We start from the raw sequence: 14,976 nt of genomic DNA on the forward strand, positions 1-14,976 counted from the left end.
AAAAATACTCCCGTATTTTTTAACGGGCGCGGCGCGCAAGCCGTCTCGACCATTTTTCGGGGCCTTTTCCCACCGCCCCGCATCCATAAGGAGTCCCTTCATGCTGAGAGCCATTGCCCACAAGGTCTTCGGGTCGCGCAACGAGCGCTATCTGAAGAGCCTGCGCCCGCTGATCGAGGCCATCAACGCCTTCGAGCCGCAAATCCAGGCCCTGTCCGACGACGCCATGCGCGCCCGGGTGGCCGAGCTGCGCCAGGAGGTGGCCGACGGCCGCCCCCTCGACGACGTGCTACCCGAAACCTTCGCCATCGTGCGCGAAGCCTCGGTGCGCTCCCTTGGCATGCGCCACTACGACGTCCAGCTCGTTGGCGGCATCACCCTGCACCAGGGCAAGATCGCCGAGATGAAGACCGGCGAAGGCAAAACCCTGGTCGCCACCCTGCCCGTGGTCCTAAACGCCCTGTCCGGCAAGGGCGTGCACCTCATCACGGTCAACGACTACCTGGCCCGCCGCGACGCCGCCTGGATGGGCAAGCTCTACGGGTTCCTGGGGCTTAGCGTCGGGGTCATTATCCACGGACTCGACGACCAGCAGCGCCAGGCCGCCTACGGCGCGGACATTACCTACGGCACCAACAACGAATTCGGCTTCGACTATCTGCGCGACAACATGAAGTTCTACCAGGAACAGCTCGTGCAGCGGCCGCTCAATTTCGCCATCGTCGACGAAGTGGACTCCATCCTCATCGACGAAGCCCGCACCCCGCTGATCATTTCCGGCCAGGCCGAGGATTCCTCGACCCTCTACGCCCGGGTCAACGCGCTCATCCCCATGCTGCGCCGCGAAACCCACTTCACCGTGGACGAAAAGGCCCGCACCGTGCTTTTGACCGACGAGGGAGTGGCCCGCATGGAAGACGTGCTCAAGATCGACAACCTGTTCGATCCGGCCAACATCACCCTGCAGCACCACGTGCTCCAGGCCCTGAAAGCCCACCACATCTTCCAGCGCGACGTGGACTATGTGGTGAAAGACGGCCAGGTCATCATCGTCGACGAGTTCACCGGCCGCCTCATGCCCGGCCGGCGCTACTCCGACGGCCTGCACCAGGCCCTGGAAGCCAAGGAACTCGTGCAGGTGGAGGCCGAAAACCAGACGCTGGCCACCATCACCTTCCAGAACTACTTCCGCATGTACAAAAAGCTCTCGGGCATGACCGGCACCGCCGACACCGAGGCCGTGGAATTCCGCGAAATCTACGGGCTGGAAGTCATCTCCATCCCCACCAACAAGCCCATGGTCCGCAAGGACTTCCCGGATCTGGTCTACAAGACCCAGCGGGAGAAGTTCGAGGCCATCGCCGCCGACGTCAAGGACCTCCATAAGCGCGGCCAGCCGGTGCTCGTCGGCACGGTCTCCATCGAGAAATCCGAGCTGCTCTCGGACATGCTCAAAAAGACCGGCGTGCCCCACGACGTCCTCAACGCCAAAAACCACGAGAAGGAAGCCGAGATCGTGGCCCTGGCCGGCCATGCCGGCAAGGTCACCATCGCCACCAACATGGCCGGCCGCGGCACGGACATCGTGCTGGGTCCCGGCGTCACCGACCTTGGCGGCCTGCACATCCTGGGCACCGAACGCCACGAATCCCGGCGCATCGACAACCAGCTGCGCGGCCGTTCCGGCCGCCAGGGCGATCCCGGCTCCTCGCGCTTCTACCTGGCCCTGGACGACGACCTCATGCGCCTTTTCGGCTCCGACCGCTTAAAAGGCCTCATGGACAAGCTCGGCATGGAAGACGGCGAGCCCATCGAGAACCGCATGGTCTCCCGGGCCATCGAAAACGCCCAGAAGCGCGTGGAAGCTCACAACTTCGAGATCCGCAAACAGCTGCTGGACTACGACAACGTCATGAACCAACAGCGCGAGGTCATCTACTCCCGCCGCCGGGAACTCATGGCTTCCACCGAGCCGGAGACCTTCGTCCAGGAGCATCTCGAAGAGATCGTGGACGAGATCTTCGCACCCTTTGCCGCGCTCAAGGGCGAACCCGACCCCGAGCTGCTGGAAGTCGCCGCCGCCCAGATCGAGGACATCCTCGACTACAAGATCGAGCTGGCCGACGGCGGCGAGGCCGAAAAGCAGGCCGTGCTGGAAGCCGTCGCCGGCCGCCAGCGCGAACTGGCCGAGACCGCCGGGGCGCACTACAAGGAAGTGGCCCGCTACTTCCTCCTCGACAGCCTGGACCGCCACTGGAAGGAGCATCTGCTCTCCATGGACCACCTGCGCGACGGCATCGGGCTGCGCGGCTACGGCCAGAAAGACCCCAAGCAGGAGTACAAGCGCGAAGGCTTCGAACTCTTTCAGCAGCTCATCTACAACATGCGCGACGCCGCCATCCGGGCGCTGTCGCGGGTGCGCATCCGCGCCGAAGTCCAGGAACAGGAATTCCAGCACAAGGACGAAACCGCCAACGTCCAGTATTCCGGCCCGGCCGAGTCGGCCGAAGACGCCAAAAAAGAACCCAAGCGCCGCGAAGCCCCCAAGGTCGGGCGCAACGATCCCTGCCCCTGCGGCTCCGGGAAAAAATACAAGAAGTGCCACGGCGCGAAATAACGCGCCGCATCAAGGGGGGGACGGACCGGCGCAACGGTCCGCCCCCCTTGCCCGTTGGGCCGGTTTTTTCTACACCAAGGGAAACCGCGCCCCAGGCGTCATTCCCAGACACCACCGGCAGGGCCGTCCCCACCTGCCGACGAATCGGCGTGCCCGCGCACGCCCCTGACGGTAAACCATGTTCGCGATTATCGGCATAGTGCTGGTCTTTGCCTGCGTTTTCGGCGGCTACACGCTTCACGGCGGCCACTTGGGCGTGCTGTGGCAGCCGACCGAACTCCTCATCATCGGCGGCGCGGCTGTAGGAGCCTTCCTCATCTCCTCGCCCAAGTCCGTCGCCGTCGGCACCATCAAGCACGTCTTCCATGTCTTTACCGGCAAGGAAGCCTCGGCCGGCGATTACCAGGACCTGCTCACCCTGCTGTTCGAACTCATCAATATCGCCCGCCGCGACGGCATCGTCGCCCTGGAGCCCCACGTCTCCAAGCCCGAACAGTCGGCCACGCTGAACAAATACCCGGCCATCGCCAAAAACAAGCAAGTGGCCCACTTCATCTGCGACAACATCAAATGCCTGCTCTCCGAAGGCATCGACGCCCACCGCTACGACGACCTCATGCGCACCGACATCGCCACCATGCACCACCACGCCATGATCGCCCCCGGGGCCGTCACCAAGATCGCCGACGCCCTGCCCGGCCTTGGCATCGTGGCCGCCGTGCTCGGCATCGTGCTCACCATGGGCAAGATCAACGAGCCGCCCGAGGTGCTCGGCCACAGCATCGGCGCCGCCTTGGTCGGCACGTTTCTGGGCATTCTCATGAGCTACGGCTTCGTCGGCCCCATGGCCACCAACCTGGAATATCAGGCCAAGGCCCAGCAGCACATGCTGCACGTGGTCAAGGAAGTGCTGGCCGCCTTCAACTCCGGCTTCTCGCCGCTTTTGTCGGTGGAAATGGGCCGCCGGGCCATCCCCGAGGACGTGCGGCCGAGCATGGACGACATGGAAGGGGCGCTTCGTGGCAAAAAATGACGGCAAGACCGTCATCATCTACCGCGAATCCGACGGCGACCACGGCGGTCACCACGGCGGCTCCTGGAAGGTGGCCTACGCCGACTTCGTGACGGCCATGATGGCCTTTTTCCTGCTCCTGTGGCTGGTCGTCTCCCTCAAGCCCCAGACCAAGCAGGAACTCTCCCTGGTCTTCCAGGATAAAAACGTGCCGTCCAAGGAAAAGACCCAAAACCTCGAAAAAGTGCCCACTTTCATCAGCCCCGACGCCATCAAGGGCAGCCCGGAATTCAAGCTCTCCCAGGAAAACAAGCTCAAGTACGAAATCGCCATCCTCATCAAGGAACTCATCACCTCCGACCAGAACGTCAAAAACAACTCGGGCGTGAGCAACGATTCCTCGGGCGTTTTGATGCAGGTCAACAACTCCGTCATGTTCAAGCCCGGCTCGGCCGAGATCACCCCGGCCGCCGCCAAGATCATGGACGGCGTGGCCAAGATCCTGCGCGATTTCAAGATCAACCTCACCGTGCGCGGCCATGCCGACGACGACGAAGGTTCCGGCCCCTACCCCTCCAAATGGGAACTCTCGGCCGCCCGGGCCGCCGCCGCCGTGCGTTACCTGTCCGAAAAAGCCGGCATCCCCTCCACCCGCCTGCGCGCCGTGGGGCTGGCCGACAGCCAGCCGCTGGTGCCGCCCACCTCGGCCGAAAACAAGTCCCGCAACCGCCGCATCGAGTTCTTCTACACCAGCCCCGACATGCGCCCGTCCGAACGCTCCCAGGACGGACCCTAGTATCGCGCCCGCGAAAAGCGCATATGGCGCTTTGTAGTCAACAAGCTAAAACCATTTATTTTTCTCAAAAATACTATCGTATTTTCCAAGGGACCCGACACTAGCCCCCGCCCACCGCAGCCATTCCTTCCGCCGCCGCAGCCCATACAGGGGGTCCGGGGGGGCGGTCGGCCCCCGGCGGGTGCGGGCAGAGCCCGCTCTTCTGCCTTGTATCCCTCTCATCCATCTCTCCTCCCTTACGGCGCGGCTGCCGACAAAATCGAGGCCACGGTGTCGGGGTGGCGGACGATGGCGGTGTGCGGACAAATATCCGTGGCCCGGGCGGCGAGGTCGGCGCGGTCGGTGACGAGGATGGCCCGCAGGTTGGGGGTATGGGCGGCCAGGGCGGCCAGCAGGGCGACGCCGGGCGAGCCGGCGGCGCAGACGAGGTGCGGGCCGTTGGCCAAGTCGAGGCCCAGGGCCTGGTCGATGTTGCGCAGCCCTTCGGCCGGCGAGAAGTCGTTCCAGAGGTCGCGGTTGGCCGAGGTGGGGGTGATGGTGACGTCGTAGCCGTCGTCATCGACACGGAAGTGTTGACGCTGAGGGTCGATGGCGTCCACGGCGTCGTGGATGTGCTCTAGCAGGGTGAGCGAGTCGTCTTCGTCGACGGAGCGGGCGGCGTCCTGGCGGGCGATGCTGATTTCACCCTGGCACAGTTGCAGGCCCGAGCCGATCCAGAGAAAGGGCAGGCGGTCAGGGGAAGCCATGAGCGTTTGGATGCGCTCGGCCATGGCCTGGGTGAGTTCGGTTTTTTCCCGGGACAAGGCGGCTTGGCCCTGGTCGCCGACTACTGTTTGCCACTGTCGGCCAAGCGACCCGGCGTAGGCGAAAGTTTGGGGCGGCAGGGCGGCCCGGGCGAGCAGGCTTGGCAGGGGCGCGTCGGTCCACAGCACGGGATGACTGCTTCGGGCCATGGCGAAGCGGCCGGCGGCCACGGCGTTCCAGGCCGGCTGGAAGCTGGTGGCCAGCCGATGGCCGGCCGGGCGGAACAGGGCGTCGGCGTCGCAGATGAGCGTGTTGAAGGTTTCGCCGGCAATGGCCTTGAGTCCCCGCCGCACGGCGTCGCCAAGGCCCGGACGGCGTTTGCCCAGGCGTTTTCGCAGGGCTTCGCGGCCGTCTTCGAGGTAAAGCGCGTCGTTGTCGAGTTGTTCGATTTCCAGGCCGAGGTCCAGGCGCAGGCTGGCGTCCTCGCTGTGTCCCAGGGCGGCGACGTGGTCGCGACCGGCGCAGCGGCGCAGATCGGCGGCCAAGCGGGCGATTGCGGCCATGGCCTCGGGCGGCACGGGCCGGCCGGCCAGGATGGCGGCGGCGGCGGCGCGGCGGGCGCTGGCGGCGCGGTCAAGGAGCTGTTTGAGATCTTCGAGGCTGGCCGGAGGGCCGCCGGGCGTCGGGGGTGTCGGCATGGCCGCATCACAGCCGAAAACCGGCTTCTTGGCAAAGGAAATATCGGGCCGGCCCGGGTCTGGCCGGTTGCCTCGTGGCGGGCCTTGAGCTAGACAGGACGATGCCGCTTCGGGCGGCGGCGAGCCAAGGAGGAAGGGGACATGCGGCTTTTGACGCGTTCGGATTTCGATGGACTCATTTGCGCCGTGTTGCTCAAGGAAGCCGGCGTCATGGACGAGTGGGTGTTCGTGCATCCCAAGGACGTCCAGGACGGCAAGGTGGAATGCGGGCCAAACGACATTCTGGCCAACGTGCCCTACGCCCCGGGCTGCGGGCTGTGGTTCGACCACCACACCAGCGAGGCCGACCGGCTGGGCGACATCGAATTCACCGGCGTGTCCAAGCCCCTGCCGAGCTGCGCCCGGGTCATCTGGGAGTACTACGGCGGCCATGACCGTTTTCCCGCCCGTTTCGACGAGATGCTGGCCTACGTCGACCGCTGCGACAGCGGCGACCTGCGGCCCGAGGAAGTGGCCAAGCCCTCCGGCTGGATTCTGTTGAGCTTCCTCATGGACCCGCGCACCGGCCTTGGCCGTTACCGCGACTACCGCATCAGCAATTACCAGCTCATGATGCATCTGGTGGAGTTGTGCCGCACCCAGTCCGTGGAGGCCATTCTGGCCGATCCCGACGTGGCCGAGCGCGTTACGCGCTACTTCGAGCAGGAGGAGCAGTTCGCCGGGATGCTGCGGGAGCGTTCCAGGCTGATCGGCAAGACCTTGCTCATTGACCTGCGCGAGCAGGAAGAGATTTATACCGGCAACCGGTTCACGGCCTACGCCCTGTTCCCCGAGGCCGAAGTCAGCGTCCAGGTCATCTGGGGCAAGGCCAAGCAGAACGTGGTGCTGACCGTGGGCAAGTCGATTTTCGACCGCACCAACCCCGTGGACATCGGCCGGTTGATGCTGTCCTACGGCGGCGGCGGCCATCGCAACGTCGGCACCTGCCAGGTGCCCGAAGGACAGGCCGAGCGGATCATCAGCGACGTCATCGCGGTGCTAAACGGCGACGTCGCCATGGAAGCTTAAGGCGCGACGCCCTTAGCCACCACAACGGCGGGTCGGGCGATCCGGCCCGCCGTTTTCGCCTCGCCGCCCATTTTTCCAAGGATTGCCCGTGACCGACGCCAAAGCGCCCCACGCCCCCCCCGTTCCTGAAGATCTCCTTTCCTCCTACCATTTCGAGCTGCCCGACGCCCTGATCGCCGAGCGGCCGTGCGAAGTGCGCGACGCCTGCCGGCTGATGGTCCTGGACCGGGCCGCCGGGAGCCTGGACCACCGCGTGTTCGCCGATCTGCCGGACCTGCTCCCCGAGGGCGCGCTGCTCGTCGTCAACAACACCAAGGTCGCCCCGGTGCGGCTCCTCGGCAAACGCCCCACCGGCGGCGCGGCCGAATTTTTGCTCCTCACCCCCGTGGCGCTGCTGACGCCGCAAACCGATCCGGCCACCGGCTGGACCAGCGCCCCGGCTTCGGGGCTGCTGCGCGTCTCCCGGCCGCCCCGGCCCGGCGACCGCATCGACTTCGCGCCCGACCTGGCCGTCACCGCCGTCTCGCGCGGGGCCTTTGGCCATACCGAGGTGACGCTGTCCTGGCGCGGCGCGCTGCCGGCGATCCTCACGCGCATCGGCCACGTGCCCCTGCCCCCTTACATCCGCCGGGCCGACGACGCGGCCGACCGCGAAACCTACCAGACCGTCTACGCCCGCGACGACAAGCTCGGCAGCGCCGCCGCGCCCACCGCCGGCTTGCACTTCACCGAGGCGCTCCTGGCGCGCCTGGCCGGGCGCGGCTTTGGGCTCACCGCCGTCACCTGCCACGTCGGCCTGGGCACGTTCTCGCCCGTTCGCGTGGAGGACCTGCGCGACCACGCCATGCACAAGGAATGGATCGAGGTGTCGCCCGAGGCGGCCCAGGCCGTGTCCCAGGCCAAGGCCCAAGGCCGGCCGGTCATCGCCGTGGGCACCACCGCCGCCCGGACCCTGGAGGGCACGGCGCGCGAGGCCGGGGCGTTTGGCCCCTTCGCCGGCTTCACCGACATCTTCATCCGCCCGGGCCACCGCTTCGCCGTGGTGGACGGCATGGTCACGAATTTCCATTTGCCTGGATCATCGCTGGTGATTATGCTGGCCGCCCTGGCCGGAAGAGAGTCCATCCTGGCTGCCTACGGGCAGGCCGTCGCTTCCGGCTACCGCTTTTTTTCCTACGGCGACGCCATGTTGGTCCTGTAGCCGCCTGGCGTCTCCCCACCGCCTGGAACATTCGGGCCGGGGCGCGCTCCTGTGTTGGCGCGCGCCGATCCCTTGCCCGCCAAGGAGAAACAGATGTCGCGGATTGTCATCGACGAGCAGCGCTGCAAGGGCTGTCTGCTTTGCGTCGAGGCCTGCCCCAAGTCCATCATCGTGGCCTCCTCGCGCTTCAACGCCAAGGGCTACAAGGTCGCGGAACTGCCCGAGGCCTCGATGGACACATGCACGGGCTGCGCCTCCTGTGCCCAGATGTGCCCGGACGTGGCCATAACCGTCTGGCGCACGGCCAAAAGCAAAGCCAAGGAGAACGACTGATGTCGGCCAAACGCATCTTCATCAAGGGCAATGAAGCCATCGCCCATGGCGCGCTGGACGCCGGCTGCCGCTGCTACTTCGGCTACCCCATCACCCCCCAAAACGACATCCCGGAAATGCTGTCCTCGGCCATGCCGGCCGCCGGCGGCGAATTTGTCCAGGCCGAGTCGGAAGTGGCCTCGGCCAACATGCTGCTCGGCGCGGCCGCCTGCGGCGTGCGGGCCATGACCACCTCGTCGAGCCCCGGCGTCTCGCTCATGCAGGAAGCCATCTCCTACATGGCCGGCTCGGATCTGCCCGGCGTGGTCGTCAACATGAACCGGGGCGGTCCGGGCCTGGGCGACATCGGCCCGTCCCAGGGCGACTACTTCCAGTCGGTCAAGGGCGGCGGCCATGGCGACTACCGCACCCTGGTCCTGGCCCCCGGCTCCTGCCAGGAGTGCTACGACCTGACCTTCGAGGCCTTCGATCTGGCCTTCAAGTACCGCAATCCCGTGCTCATTTTGGGCGACGCCATCGTCGGCCAGATGAAGGAGCCGGTGGCAAGGCGCGAGGCCCTGCCCATCGATCCGGCCGAGGGCGGGGATTGGAAGCTCACCGGCCGCGGGCAGCGCGCCCCGCGCATCCTCAAGTCGCTCTTCCTCGAAGACGGGGCCCTGGCCGGCCAGAACATCCGCCTGCGCGACAAGTACGCCGCCATGGCCGCCGAAGTGCGCTACGAAGCCTTCGAGACCGCCGACGCCGAACTGGTCGTGGTGGCCTACGGCTCCATCGGCCGCATCGTCAAATCCACGGTGCGCGCCCTGCGCGCCGAGGGACTCAAGGTGGGCCTGCTGCGTCCCGTAACGCTCTTCCCCTTCCCCGAGGCCGCCCTTCGCGACCTGGCCGGGCAGGGCAAGCGCTTTCTTACCATCGAGCACAACCTCGGCCAGATGGTCGACGACGTGCGTCTGGCCGTGCGCGGCCTGGCCGACTCCGAATTCTTCGGTTTCCTGCCCGGCAACATGCCCACGCCCGAAGACTTCGACGCGCCCGTGCGCGCCGCTGTGAAGGGGGCCTAACATGTCGGAACAGCTTGTTTTCACGCGCCCGGAAGTGCTGGCCGACGTGGCCACCCACTACTGCCCCGGCTGCCAGCACGGCGTCGTCCACCGCATCGTGGCCGAATGCCTGGAAGGATACGGCCTGGTGGAAAAAACCATCGCCGTCAGCTCCATTGGCTGCTCGGTCTTTCTCTACAACTACATCCTCGTCGATACCGTCGAGGCTCCCCACGGCCGCGCCCCGGCCGTGGCCACCGGCGTCAAACGCGCCCGCACCGACGCCTTCGTCTTCACCTACCAGGGCGACGGCGACCTGGCCTCCATCGGCATGGCCGAGATCATGCACGCCGCCAACCGGGGCGAACGCATCTCCGTCATCTTCGTCAACAACACCGTCTACGGCATGACCGGCGGCCAGATGGCCCCCACCACCATGGTGGGCCAGAAAACCACCACCTGCCCGGGAGGCCGGTGCCTGGAACGCGAAGGCGGCCCCATCCACATGTCCGAAATCATCGCAACCTTGGGCGGCGTGGCCTACTGCGCCCGCACCGCCGTCAACACGATCAAAAACATCGCCCAGACCAAGCGCGCCATCCGCCGCGCCTTCGAGACCCAGATCAAGGGCGAAGGCTTCGGCTTCGTCGAGGTCCTGGCCACCTGCCCCACCAACTGGCGCATGTCGTCGGTTGCCGCCAACGAGCGCGTGGGCAAGGAAATGATCCCTGAATTCCCGCTCGGCGTCTTCAAGGACGCGGCCAAGGAGGAATAGCCGTGAGCCTCTACCAAGACGTGATCATCGCCGGCTTCGGCGGCCAGGGCGTCATGCTCATCGGCAACTTGCTCGCCTACGCCGGTATGGAACATGGCTTAAACGTCACCTACATCCCGGTCTACGGACCGGAAATGCGCGGCGGCACGGCCAACTGCACCGTCGTCGTCTCCGACGACGCCATCGGTTCGCCCATCATCAGAAGCCCCAAAAGCCTCATCATCATGAACCGGCCGTCCCTGGACAAGTTCCAGCCCCAGTTGGTGGACGGCGGCGTGCTCGTCGTCAACTCCTCGCTGGTGGACCCCGCCCTGGCCGACGCCTCGCGCGTGCGCCTGGTGCCTGTGGCCTGCAACGAAATCGCCGATGGCCTCGGCAACACCCGCATGGCCAACATGGTGGCCCTTGGGGCGTTTATCGAAGCCACCGGCGTGCTGCCGCTGTCCGTGGTCGAGGAAAGCCTCTCCCACGTCATCGCCAAGCACTACAGCCACCTCATCCCCCAAAACGCCGAAGCCCTGCGCGCTGGCGCGAACGCGGCCAAGGGGTAGAGGGAAGATAAGAAGAAAGAAGAGAAGATGCCTCCGGCGGCCGGGAGGGGCTAAGCCCCTCCCGGACCCTCCCTGAAAGGGGGTTTAAGGGGGCTTTTCGTTGTTGCTTTTGACGTGGCGTTTGGATGGGAACGCCGTTGCCCCGCTGCTGAGGAAGGCTTCGCGGGAAAGGGTTCCCGGGCCAGAGGCCCGAAGCGACGTTTAAGTGGTTCCCTGATTTTCTTTCTGCCGCAGGCAAGGGCACGGATATGCAGCTTTTCGGCATCATCGGCCACCCCCTGGGCCATACGCTAAGCCCCTTGGTGCACAACTGGGGGATTTCACGTTACGGCCTGGACGCCCGCTACGAGGCCTGGCCGACCCCGCCCGAGGCTCTGCCGGCCTTCATGGAGCGCCTGCGCCAAACGCCCATCGCCGGGGCCAGCGTCACCATCCCCCATAAGACGGCGGTCATGGCCTTCGTGGACGAGGTCAGCGAGTTGGGACAGGCGGCGGGCGCGGTCAACACGCTCTATTGGCGCGACGGCCGGCTTATCGGCGACAACACCGACGTCGAGGGATTTTGCCGGCCCCTGGTCATGCGCGGCATCGCGCCCCGGCGGGCCCTGGTGCTCGGGGCCGGCGGCGCGGCCCGGGCGGCCGTGCTGGGGCTCACGCGCCTGGACTCCGGCGTGGTCGGCGTCACGGCCCGACGGTTCGAACAAGCCCAGGCCCTGGCCCGGGAATTCGGCGTCCTGGCCGTGCCCTGGGACGAGCGCGGCGCGTTTGGCGCGGATTTTTTGACCAACGCCACGCCCATGGGCATGGCCGGCCGGTTCGAGGGCGTCTCCCCCTACCCGGCCCAGGCGATTGCGCCCGGCGTGGTGGCCTTCGATCTGGTCTACAACCCGTACGAAACCCGGCTGGCCGCCGACGCGGCAGCGGCCGGCGGAACCGTCGTGCCGGGCCTGGAAATGTTTCTCTATCAGGCCGTGGAGCAGTTTCGCCTCTGGACCGGCCGGCTGCTGCCCGACGACGAGCTGCGCGCGCTTTTGCTCAAGACGCTCTACGGGCAGGCCGCGCCCCGGACGTGACCGGCGTCGCCCAAAGGCGCGGCGGTTTCACCAAAGCCGCCCCTGTGTCGCGACGGGAAGCGGAAAGATTTCCATGGAACAGATTGTAGAGGCCCTGGCCGCCCTTGACGCCAAAACCATGATCCTCATGGCGGCGGTGCTCTATTTTTCGCTGACCATGGTGATGTTCTACACCTATTTCTTTCGCAAGACCTATCCCGGCTTTGCCTCCCTGGTCCTGGGCCAGCTGTTCTGGAGTCTGGGCGTCTACCTGGTTTTTTACCGGGTCCTGGGCGACCATCTGTCCCTGGCCCTCAGCAACGGCCTGCTGTATTTGCAGGCGGTCTGCTGGTATCACGGCATCGCCATGTACGGCGGCATCACGCCGTCGCGGCCAAGGTTTCTGACCAACGTCGCCTTGGCCGTGCTGGCCGAGCTGGCCATCCTCTATTACGTCTACGTGGATTTCAACACCTGCCGCCGGGTGGTCATTTTTTCGGCGTTTAGCGCCCTGCTCTACAGCCGCATCGCCCTGGAACCGTATCTTGTGCGGCGCTGGAAAACCTATTCCATGCAGGGCATTTATTCGGCGATTTTCTTCTCCGTCGCCGTGGCCTTTGCCGTGCGCGCCTTCCAGGCCGTAAACGCGACGGATTGCCAGGTCGGCGGCCCGGACGCCATCGTCAAGCTGCTGTTGCTTGCCAGCATGTGGATTTTTGCCTTTTTGACCTTTTGCGTGCTGTCCATGACCTCAAGCCGGGTCGAGGCGGAACTGCGGGAAGCCCGCGACGCCTTGCGGCAGCAGGCGCAAACCGATGCCCTGACCGGGCTGTCCAACCGCCGCCATTTTCTGGAACAGGCCCAGGCCGTGCTGGAAGACCTTGAGGCCCAGGGCGGCCGGGCCAGCTTGATCATGCTGGACCTCGACCATTTCAAGCGGATCAACGACGTCCACGGCCATCAGGCCGGTGATCTGGCCTTGCGCGAGGCGGCCCGGCATCTGCGGGCGACCTTGCGGGAGGGCGACGTCATCGGCCGGCTGGGCGGCGAGGAGTTCGGCGTGCTGCTGCCGGGACTGAACGCCGGCGAGGCCTTGGCCGTGGCCCGCCAGTTGCGCCGGGCCGTGGCTGCCTCCCGGCCCGGCGGCCTGCGCGTCACGGCCAGCTTCGGCCTGGCCGACGGCACGCTGCGGTTGGACAGCCTGCTGGCGAAGGCCGACGAATACCTGTATGCCGCCAAGGAGGCGGGACGCGACCGTATCGCCTGGTCTGGGGGACTGGTCGCGGACAACGAAAGCGGGGAGGCTTTGGCATGATGGACACGCTGCGCGCGCTGGTGCGCTTTTTCGAGTCCGTGGGCCAGGTGGCGGCGGTGGCGCTTTTGGTCGCCATCGTCGTTGGCGTGGCGGTTTTCATTTGGCTGGGGGCCGCCAGCCGCAAGATGCCGCCGCTGGTCTCGCCCACGGGCGGCCCGCTTCGGGCCGACGGGCAAAATCCCAACTGGGTGTCCACCACCGCCCGCAAAAACGATCCCCTTCACTACATCGCCCCGCGCCCCTGCCCGGCCAACCCCATCCCGGCCCTGGCCGAAGCGCTGCGCCAGACGCCCGGGATGACCCTGGTGGACGTTTCCGAGCGCTACATCCACGCCACGGCCAAGTCGTCGCGCTTTGGCTTCGTGGACGACGTGGAGCTGCTCTACGACCCGGCCGCCGGCCTGCTCCAGGCCCGCAGCGCCTCCCGAGTGGGCAAAAGCGACCTTGGCGTCAACCGCCGCCGGCTGGAGCAGCTGTTCAGGGACGCCGGGCTGTAGCCCCTGGCCGTCTCAACGTAAAAGGGGCGCGACCGTCATGGTCGCGCCCCTTTTGGCGTTTTTGGCCGGGAAGTTCAGCCCTGGTCGAACGCGTCGAGGATGGTGAAAAACCGGGCCACATCCGTGGCGTCATTGTAGAAATGGGGCGACAGGCGGATGCGGCCGCCGCGCGGCGAACAGGCCACGCCCCGGGCGTCGAGATGGGCGAAAAGGCCGGCCGGATCGGGATGCTCGAAGGACACGATGCCGGAATGCCGCCCACCTGTGCGCGGCGAGACGACCTTGCGGCCCCGCTCGGCCAGCCCCTCGGCCAGGCAGCGCGTGACGCCGAAGATGTTTTTCGCCACGGTCTCCATGCCGACCTCTTCCAAAAGCGACAACGCCTCGCCGTAAGCGGCGATGGCGGCGATGTCCTGGGTGCCCGGCTCGAACCGGCCGGCCCCGTCCTTGAGCACAAAGGCCTCGGAGAGCTGCTCGGCGTCGCGCACGCTGCGCCAGCCGGCAAGCGTCGTGGCCAGGGCCGCGTCAGCCTCGGGCGAAACATAAAAAATGCCCAGCCCCATGGGGCCGAACTGCCACTTATGGCAGCCGGCGGCCACGAAATCGACCCCCAGCGCCGTCGCGTCAAAGGCCATGGCCCCCAGGCTCTGGATGGCGTCCAGACAGCACAACGCCCCGGCCTCGTGGCACAGCTTCACGAAATCCGCCGTGGGCAGGGCCGCGCCGGTCAGCCAATCGACCGTGGAGGCCACGGCCAGCCGGCAGCCCGGCACAAGCTTTGCCGCCGCATCCATATCCAGGACGCCGTCGTGCTTGGGCAGCTCGACGAGTTCCACGCCAAGCCGGGCCAGATTGTCGAAGGGAAAGCGCACCGAGGGAAAATCCGGCCAGGCCACGGCCACCTTGTCGCCGGGCTTCCAGTCCAGACCCGCCGCCACCAAGGACAGGCCGCAGGAGGTGTTGCCGGTAAAGGCCACCCGCTCGGGTGCGGTTCCGAGCAGCCAGGCCGCTCGCTCTCTGGCGTCGTCCACCAGCCCCATCCAGCGCATGTAGTCCTTGGACGCCCGCCGCCAGCGCTCGGCGTAAATCTCGTCGCCGGCCAGACAGGCCCGGCGGGGCAAGGGCGAGATGGCTGCGTGGTTGAAAAACACCGTGTCCGCCGTCACCGCGAACTCGTCGCGCCAGTTGAGGGGGTGATTGTCGTTCATGAGGAAAAGAGGCCTCCGGCGGCCGGGAGGGGGTTACTCCCTCCCGGCCCCTCCCTTATTGGGGGTTGG

General features: G+C 66.4%; 14 protein-coding genes. 12 read left to right on the top strand and 2 right to left on the bottom strand.

The annotated features are described in order from the left end of the window. Positions 1–100: 100 nt before the first annotated feature. From secA to C3Y92_RS17020, 3 genes are all read left to right on the top strand, one after another. Positions 101–2,617 (top strand): preprotein translocase subunit SecA, encoded by a 2,517-nt coding sequence (gene secA / locus C3Y92_RS17010; protein ID WP_129354573.1) that lies wholly within the window; start codon positions 101–103, stop codon positions 2,615–2,617. A 178-nt stretch (positions 2,618–2,795) separates the two neighbouring features. Continuing rightward, the gene (motA, locus tag C3Y92_RS17015; RefSeq protein WP_129354575.1) at positions 2,796–3,650 is read left to right on the top strand and encodes a flagellar motor stator protein MotA; all 855 of its coding nucleotides are present in this window, start codon (positions 2,796–2,798) and stop codon (positions 3,648–3,650) included. Further along, positions 3,637–4,425 carry an OmpA/MotB family protein gene (locus C3Y92_RS17020; RefSeq protein WP_129354577.1) on the top strand — a complete coding sequence of 263 codons (789 nt, stop codon included), beginning with the start codon at positions 3,637–3,639 and terminating at the stop codon, positions 4,423–4,425. Before motA ends, C3Y92_RS17020 begins: the two co-directional genes overlap by 14 nt. A gap of 236 nt (positions 4,426–4,661) precedes the next feature. Here C3Y92_RS17020 and C3Y92_RS17025 read toward each other — a convergent pair whose 3' ends face one another. After that, a complete protein-coding gene (locus C3Y92_RS17025; RefSeq protein WP_129354579.1) occupies positions 4,662–5,867 on the bottom strand; it encodes a hypothetical protein in 1,206 nt (401 codons plus the stop codon). Positions 5,868–6,008: 141 nt separating this feature from the next. Here C3Y92_RS17025 and C3Y92_RS17030 point away from each other — a divergent pair, with 141 nt between their 5' ends. The 9 genes from C3Y92_RS17030 to C3Y92_RS17070 all read left to right on the top strand — a co-directional run bounded on the left by C3Y92_RS17030 (position 6,009) and on the right by C3Y92_RS17070 (position 13,699). After that, a complete protein-coding gene (locus C3Y92_RS17030) occupies positions 6,009–6,935 on the top strand; it encodes a DHH family phosphoesterase (RefSeq protein ID WP_129354581.1) in 927 nt (308 codons plus the stop codon). An 88-nt stretch (positions 6,936–7,023) separates the two neighbouring features. Next, the gene (queA, locus tag C3Y92_RS17035; RefSeq protein ID WP_129354583.1) at positions 7,024–8,136 is read left to right on the top strand and encodes a tRNA preQ1(34) S-adenosylmethionine ribosyltransferase-isomerase QueA; all 1,113 of its coding nucleotides are present in this window, start codon (positions 7,024–7,026) and stop codon (positions 8,134–8,136) included. A 93-nt stretch (positions 8,137–8,229) separates the two neighbouring features. Next, positions 8,230–8,469, top strand: a complete 240-nt coding sequence (locus C3Y92_RS17040; protein ID WP_129354585.1) for a 4Fe-4S dicluster domain-containing protein — start codon at positions 8,230–8,232, stop codon at positions 8,467–8,469. After that, positions 8,469–9,530 carry a 3-methyl-2-oxobutanoate dehydrogenase subunit VorB gene (locus C3Y92_RS17045; RefSeq protein ID WP_129354587.1) on the top strand — a complete coding sequence of 354 codons (1,062 nt, stop codon included), beginning with the start codon at positions 8,469–8,471 and terminating at the stop codon, positions 9,528–9,530. The genes C3Y92_RS17040 and C3Y92_RS17045 overlap by 1 nt, the downstream gene beginning before the upstream one ends. Position 9,531: 1 nt before the next feature. Continuing rightward, complete coding sequence (locus tag C3Y92_RS17050; protein ID WP_129354589.1) at positions 9,532–10,284, top strand: thiamine pyrophosphate-dependent enzyme; 753 nt, start codon at positions 9,532–9,534, stop codon at positions 10,282–10,284. A 2-nt stretch (positions 10,285–10,286) separates the two neighbouring features. After that, positions 10,287–10,835, top strand: coding sequence for a 2-oxoacid:acceptor oxidoreductase family protein (locus C3Y92_RS17055; RefSeq protein ID WP_129354591.1), 549 nt, complete (start codon positions 10,287–10,289; stop codon positions 10,833–10,835). Between the two features lie 248 nt (positions 10,836–11,083). Beyond that, positions 11,084–11,908: a shikimate dehydrogenase gene (gene aroE / locus C3Y92_RS17060; protein WP_129354593.1), complete on the top strand. Its 825-nt coding sequence runs from the start codon at positions 11,084–11,086 to the stop codon at positions 11,906–11,908. Between the two features lie 73 nt (positions 11,909–11,981). After that, positions 11,982–13,202, top strand: a complete 1,221-nt coding sequence (locus C3Y92_RS17065) for a GGDEF domain-containing protein (RefSeq protein ID WP_129354595.1) — start codon at positions 11,982–11,984, stop codon at positions 13,200–13,202. Continuing rightward, on the top strand, positions 13,199–13,699 hold the full coding sequence (locus C3Y92_RS17070) for a DUF1499 domain-containing protein (RefSeq protein ID WP_129354597.1): 501 nt from the start codon (positions 13,199–13,201) through the stop codon (positions 13,697–13,699). The genes C3Y92_RS17065 and C3Y92_RS17070 overlap by 4 nt, the downstream gene beginning before the upstream one ends. 74 nt (positions 13,700–13,773) lie before the next feature. Here the strand turns inward: C3Y92_RS17070 and C3Y92_RS17075 are convergent, their stop codons facing one another. Beyond that, complete coding sequence (locus C3Y92_RS17075) at positions 13,774–14,907, bottom strand: aminotransferase class V-fold PLP-dependent enzyme (protein ID WP_129354599.1); 1,134 nt, start codon at positions 14,905–14,907, stop codon at positions 13,774–13,776. Between the last annotated feature and the right edge of the window lie 69 nt (positions 14,908–14,976).

It is taken from the genome of Solidesulfovibrio carbinolicus (assembly GCF_004135975.1).
GTDB classification, from domain to species: Bacteria; Desulfobacterota; Desulfovibrionia; order Desulfovibrionales; family Desulfovibrionaceae; genus Solidesulfovibrio; species Solidesulfovibrio carbinolicus.

Coding starts and splice junctions, on each gene's coding strand:
- C3Y92_RS17075 (WP_129354599.1), bottom strand. CDS start 14,907: ATGAACGACAATCACCCCCTCAACTGGCGCGACGAGTTCGCGGTGACG.
- aroE (WP_129354593.1), top strand. CDS start 11,084: ATGCAGCTTTTCGGCATCATCGGCCACCCCCTGGGCCATACGCTAAGC.
- C3Y92_RS17065 (WP_129354595.1), top strand. CDS start 11,982: ATGGAACAGATTGTAGAGGCCCTGGCCGCCCTTGACGCCAAAACCATG.
- C3Y92_RS17045 (WP_129354587.1), top strand. CDS start 8,469: ATGTCGGCCAAACGCATCTTCATCAAGGGCAATGAAGCCATCGCCCAT.
- C3Y92_RS17025 (WP_129354579.1), bottom strand. CDS start 5,867: ATGCCGACACCCCCGACGCCCGGCGGCCCTCCGGCCAGCCTCGAAGAT.
- C3Y92_RS17070 (WP_129354597.1), top strand. CDS start 13,199: ATGATGGACACGCTGCGCGCGCTGGTGCGCTTTTTCGAGTCCGTGGGC.
- C3Y92_RS17030 (WP_129354581.1), top strand. CDS start 6,009: ATGCGGCTTTTGACGCGTTCGGATTTCGATGGACTCATTTGCGCCGTG.
- motA (WP_129354575.1), top strand. CDS start 2,796: ATGTTCGCGATTATCGGCATAGTGCTGGTCTTTGCCTGCGTTTTCGGC.
- secA (WP_129354573.1), top strand. CDS start 101: ATGCTGAGAGCCATTGCCCACAAGGTCTTCGGGTCGCGCAACGAGCGC.
- C3Y92_RS17040 (WP_129354585.1), top strand. CDS start 8,230: ATGTCGCGGATTGTCATCGACGAGCAGCGCTGCAAGGGCTGTCTGCTT.
- C3Y92_RS17050 (WP_129354589.1), top strand. CDS start 9,532: ATGTCGGAACAGCTTGTTTTCACGCGCCCGGAAGTGCTGGCCGACGTG.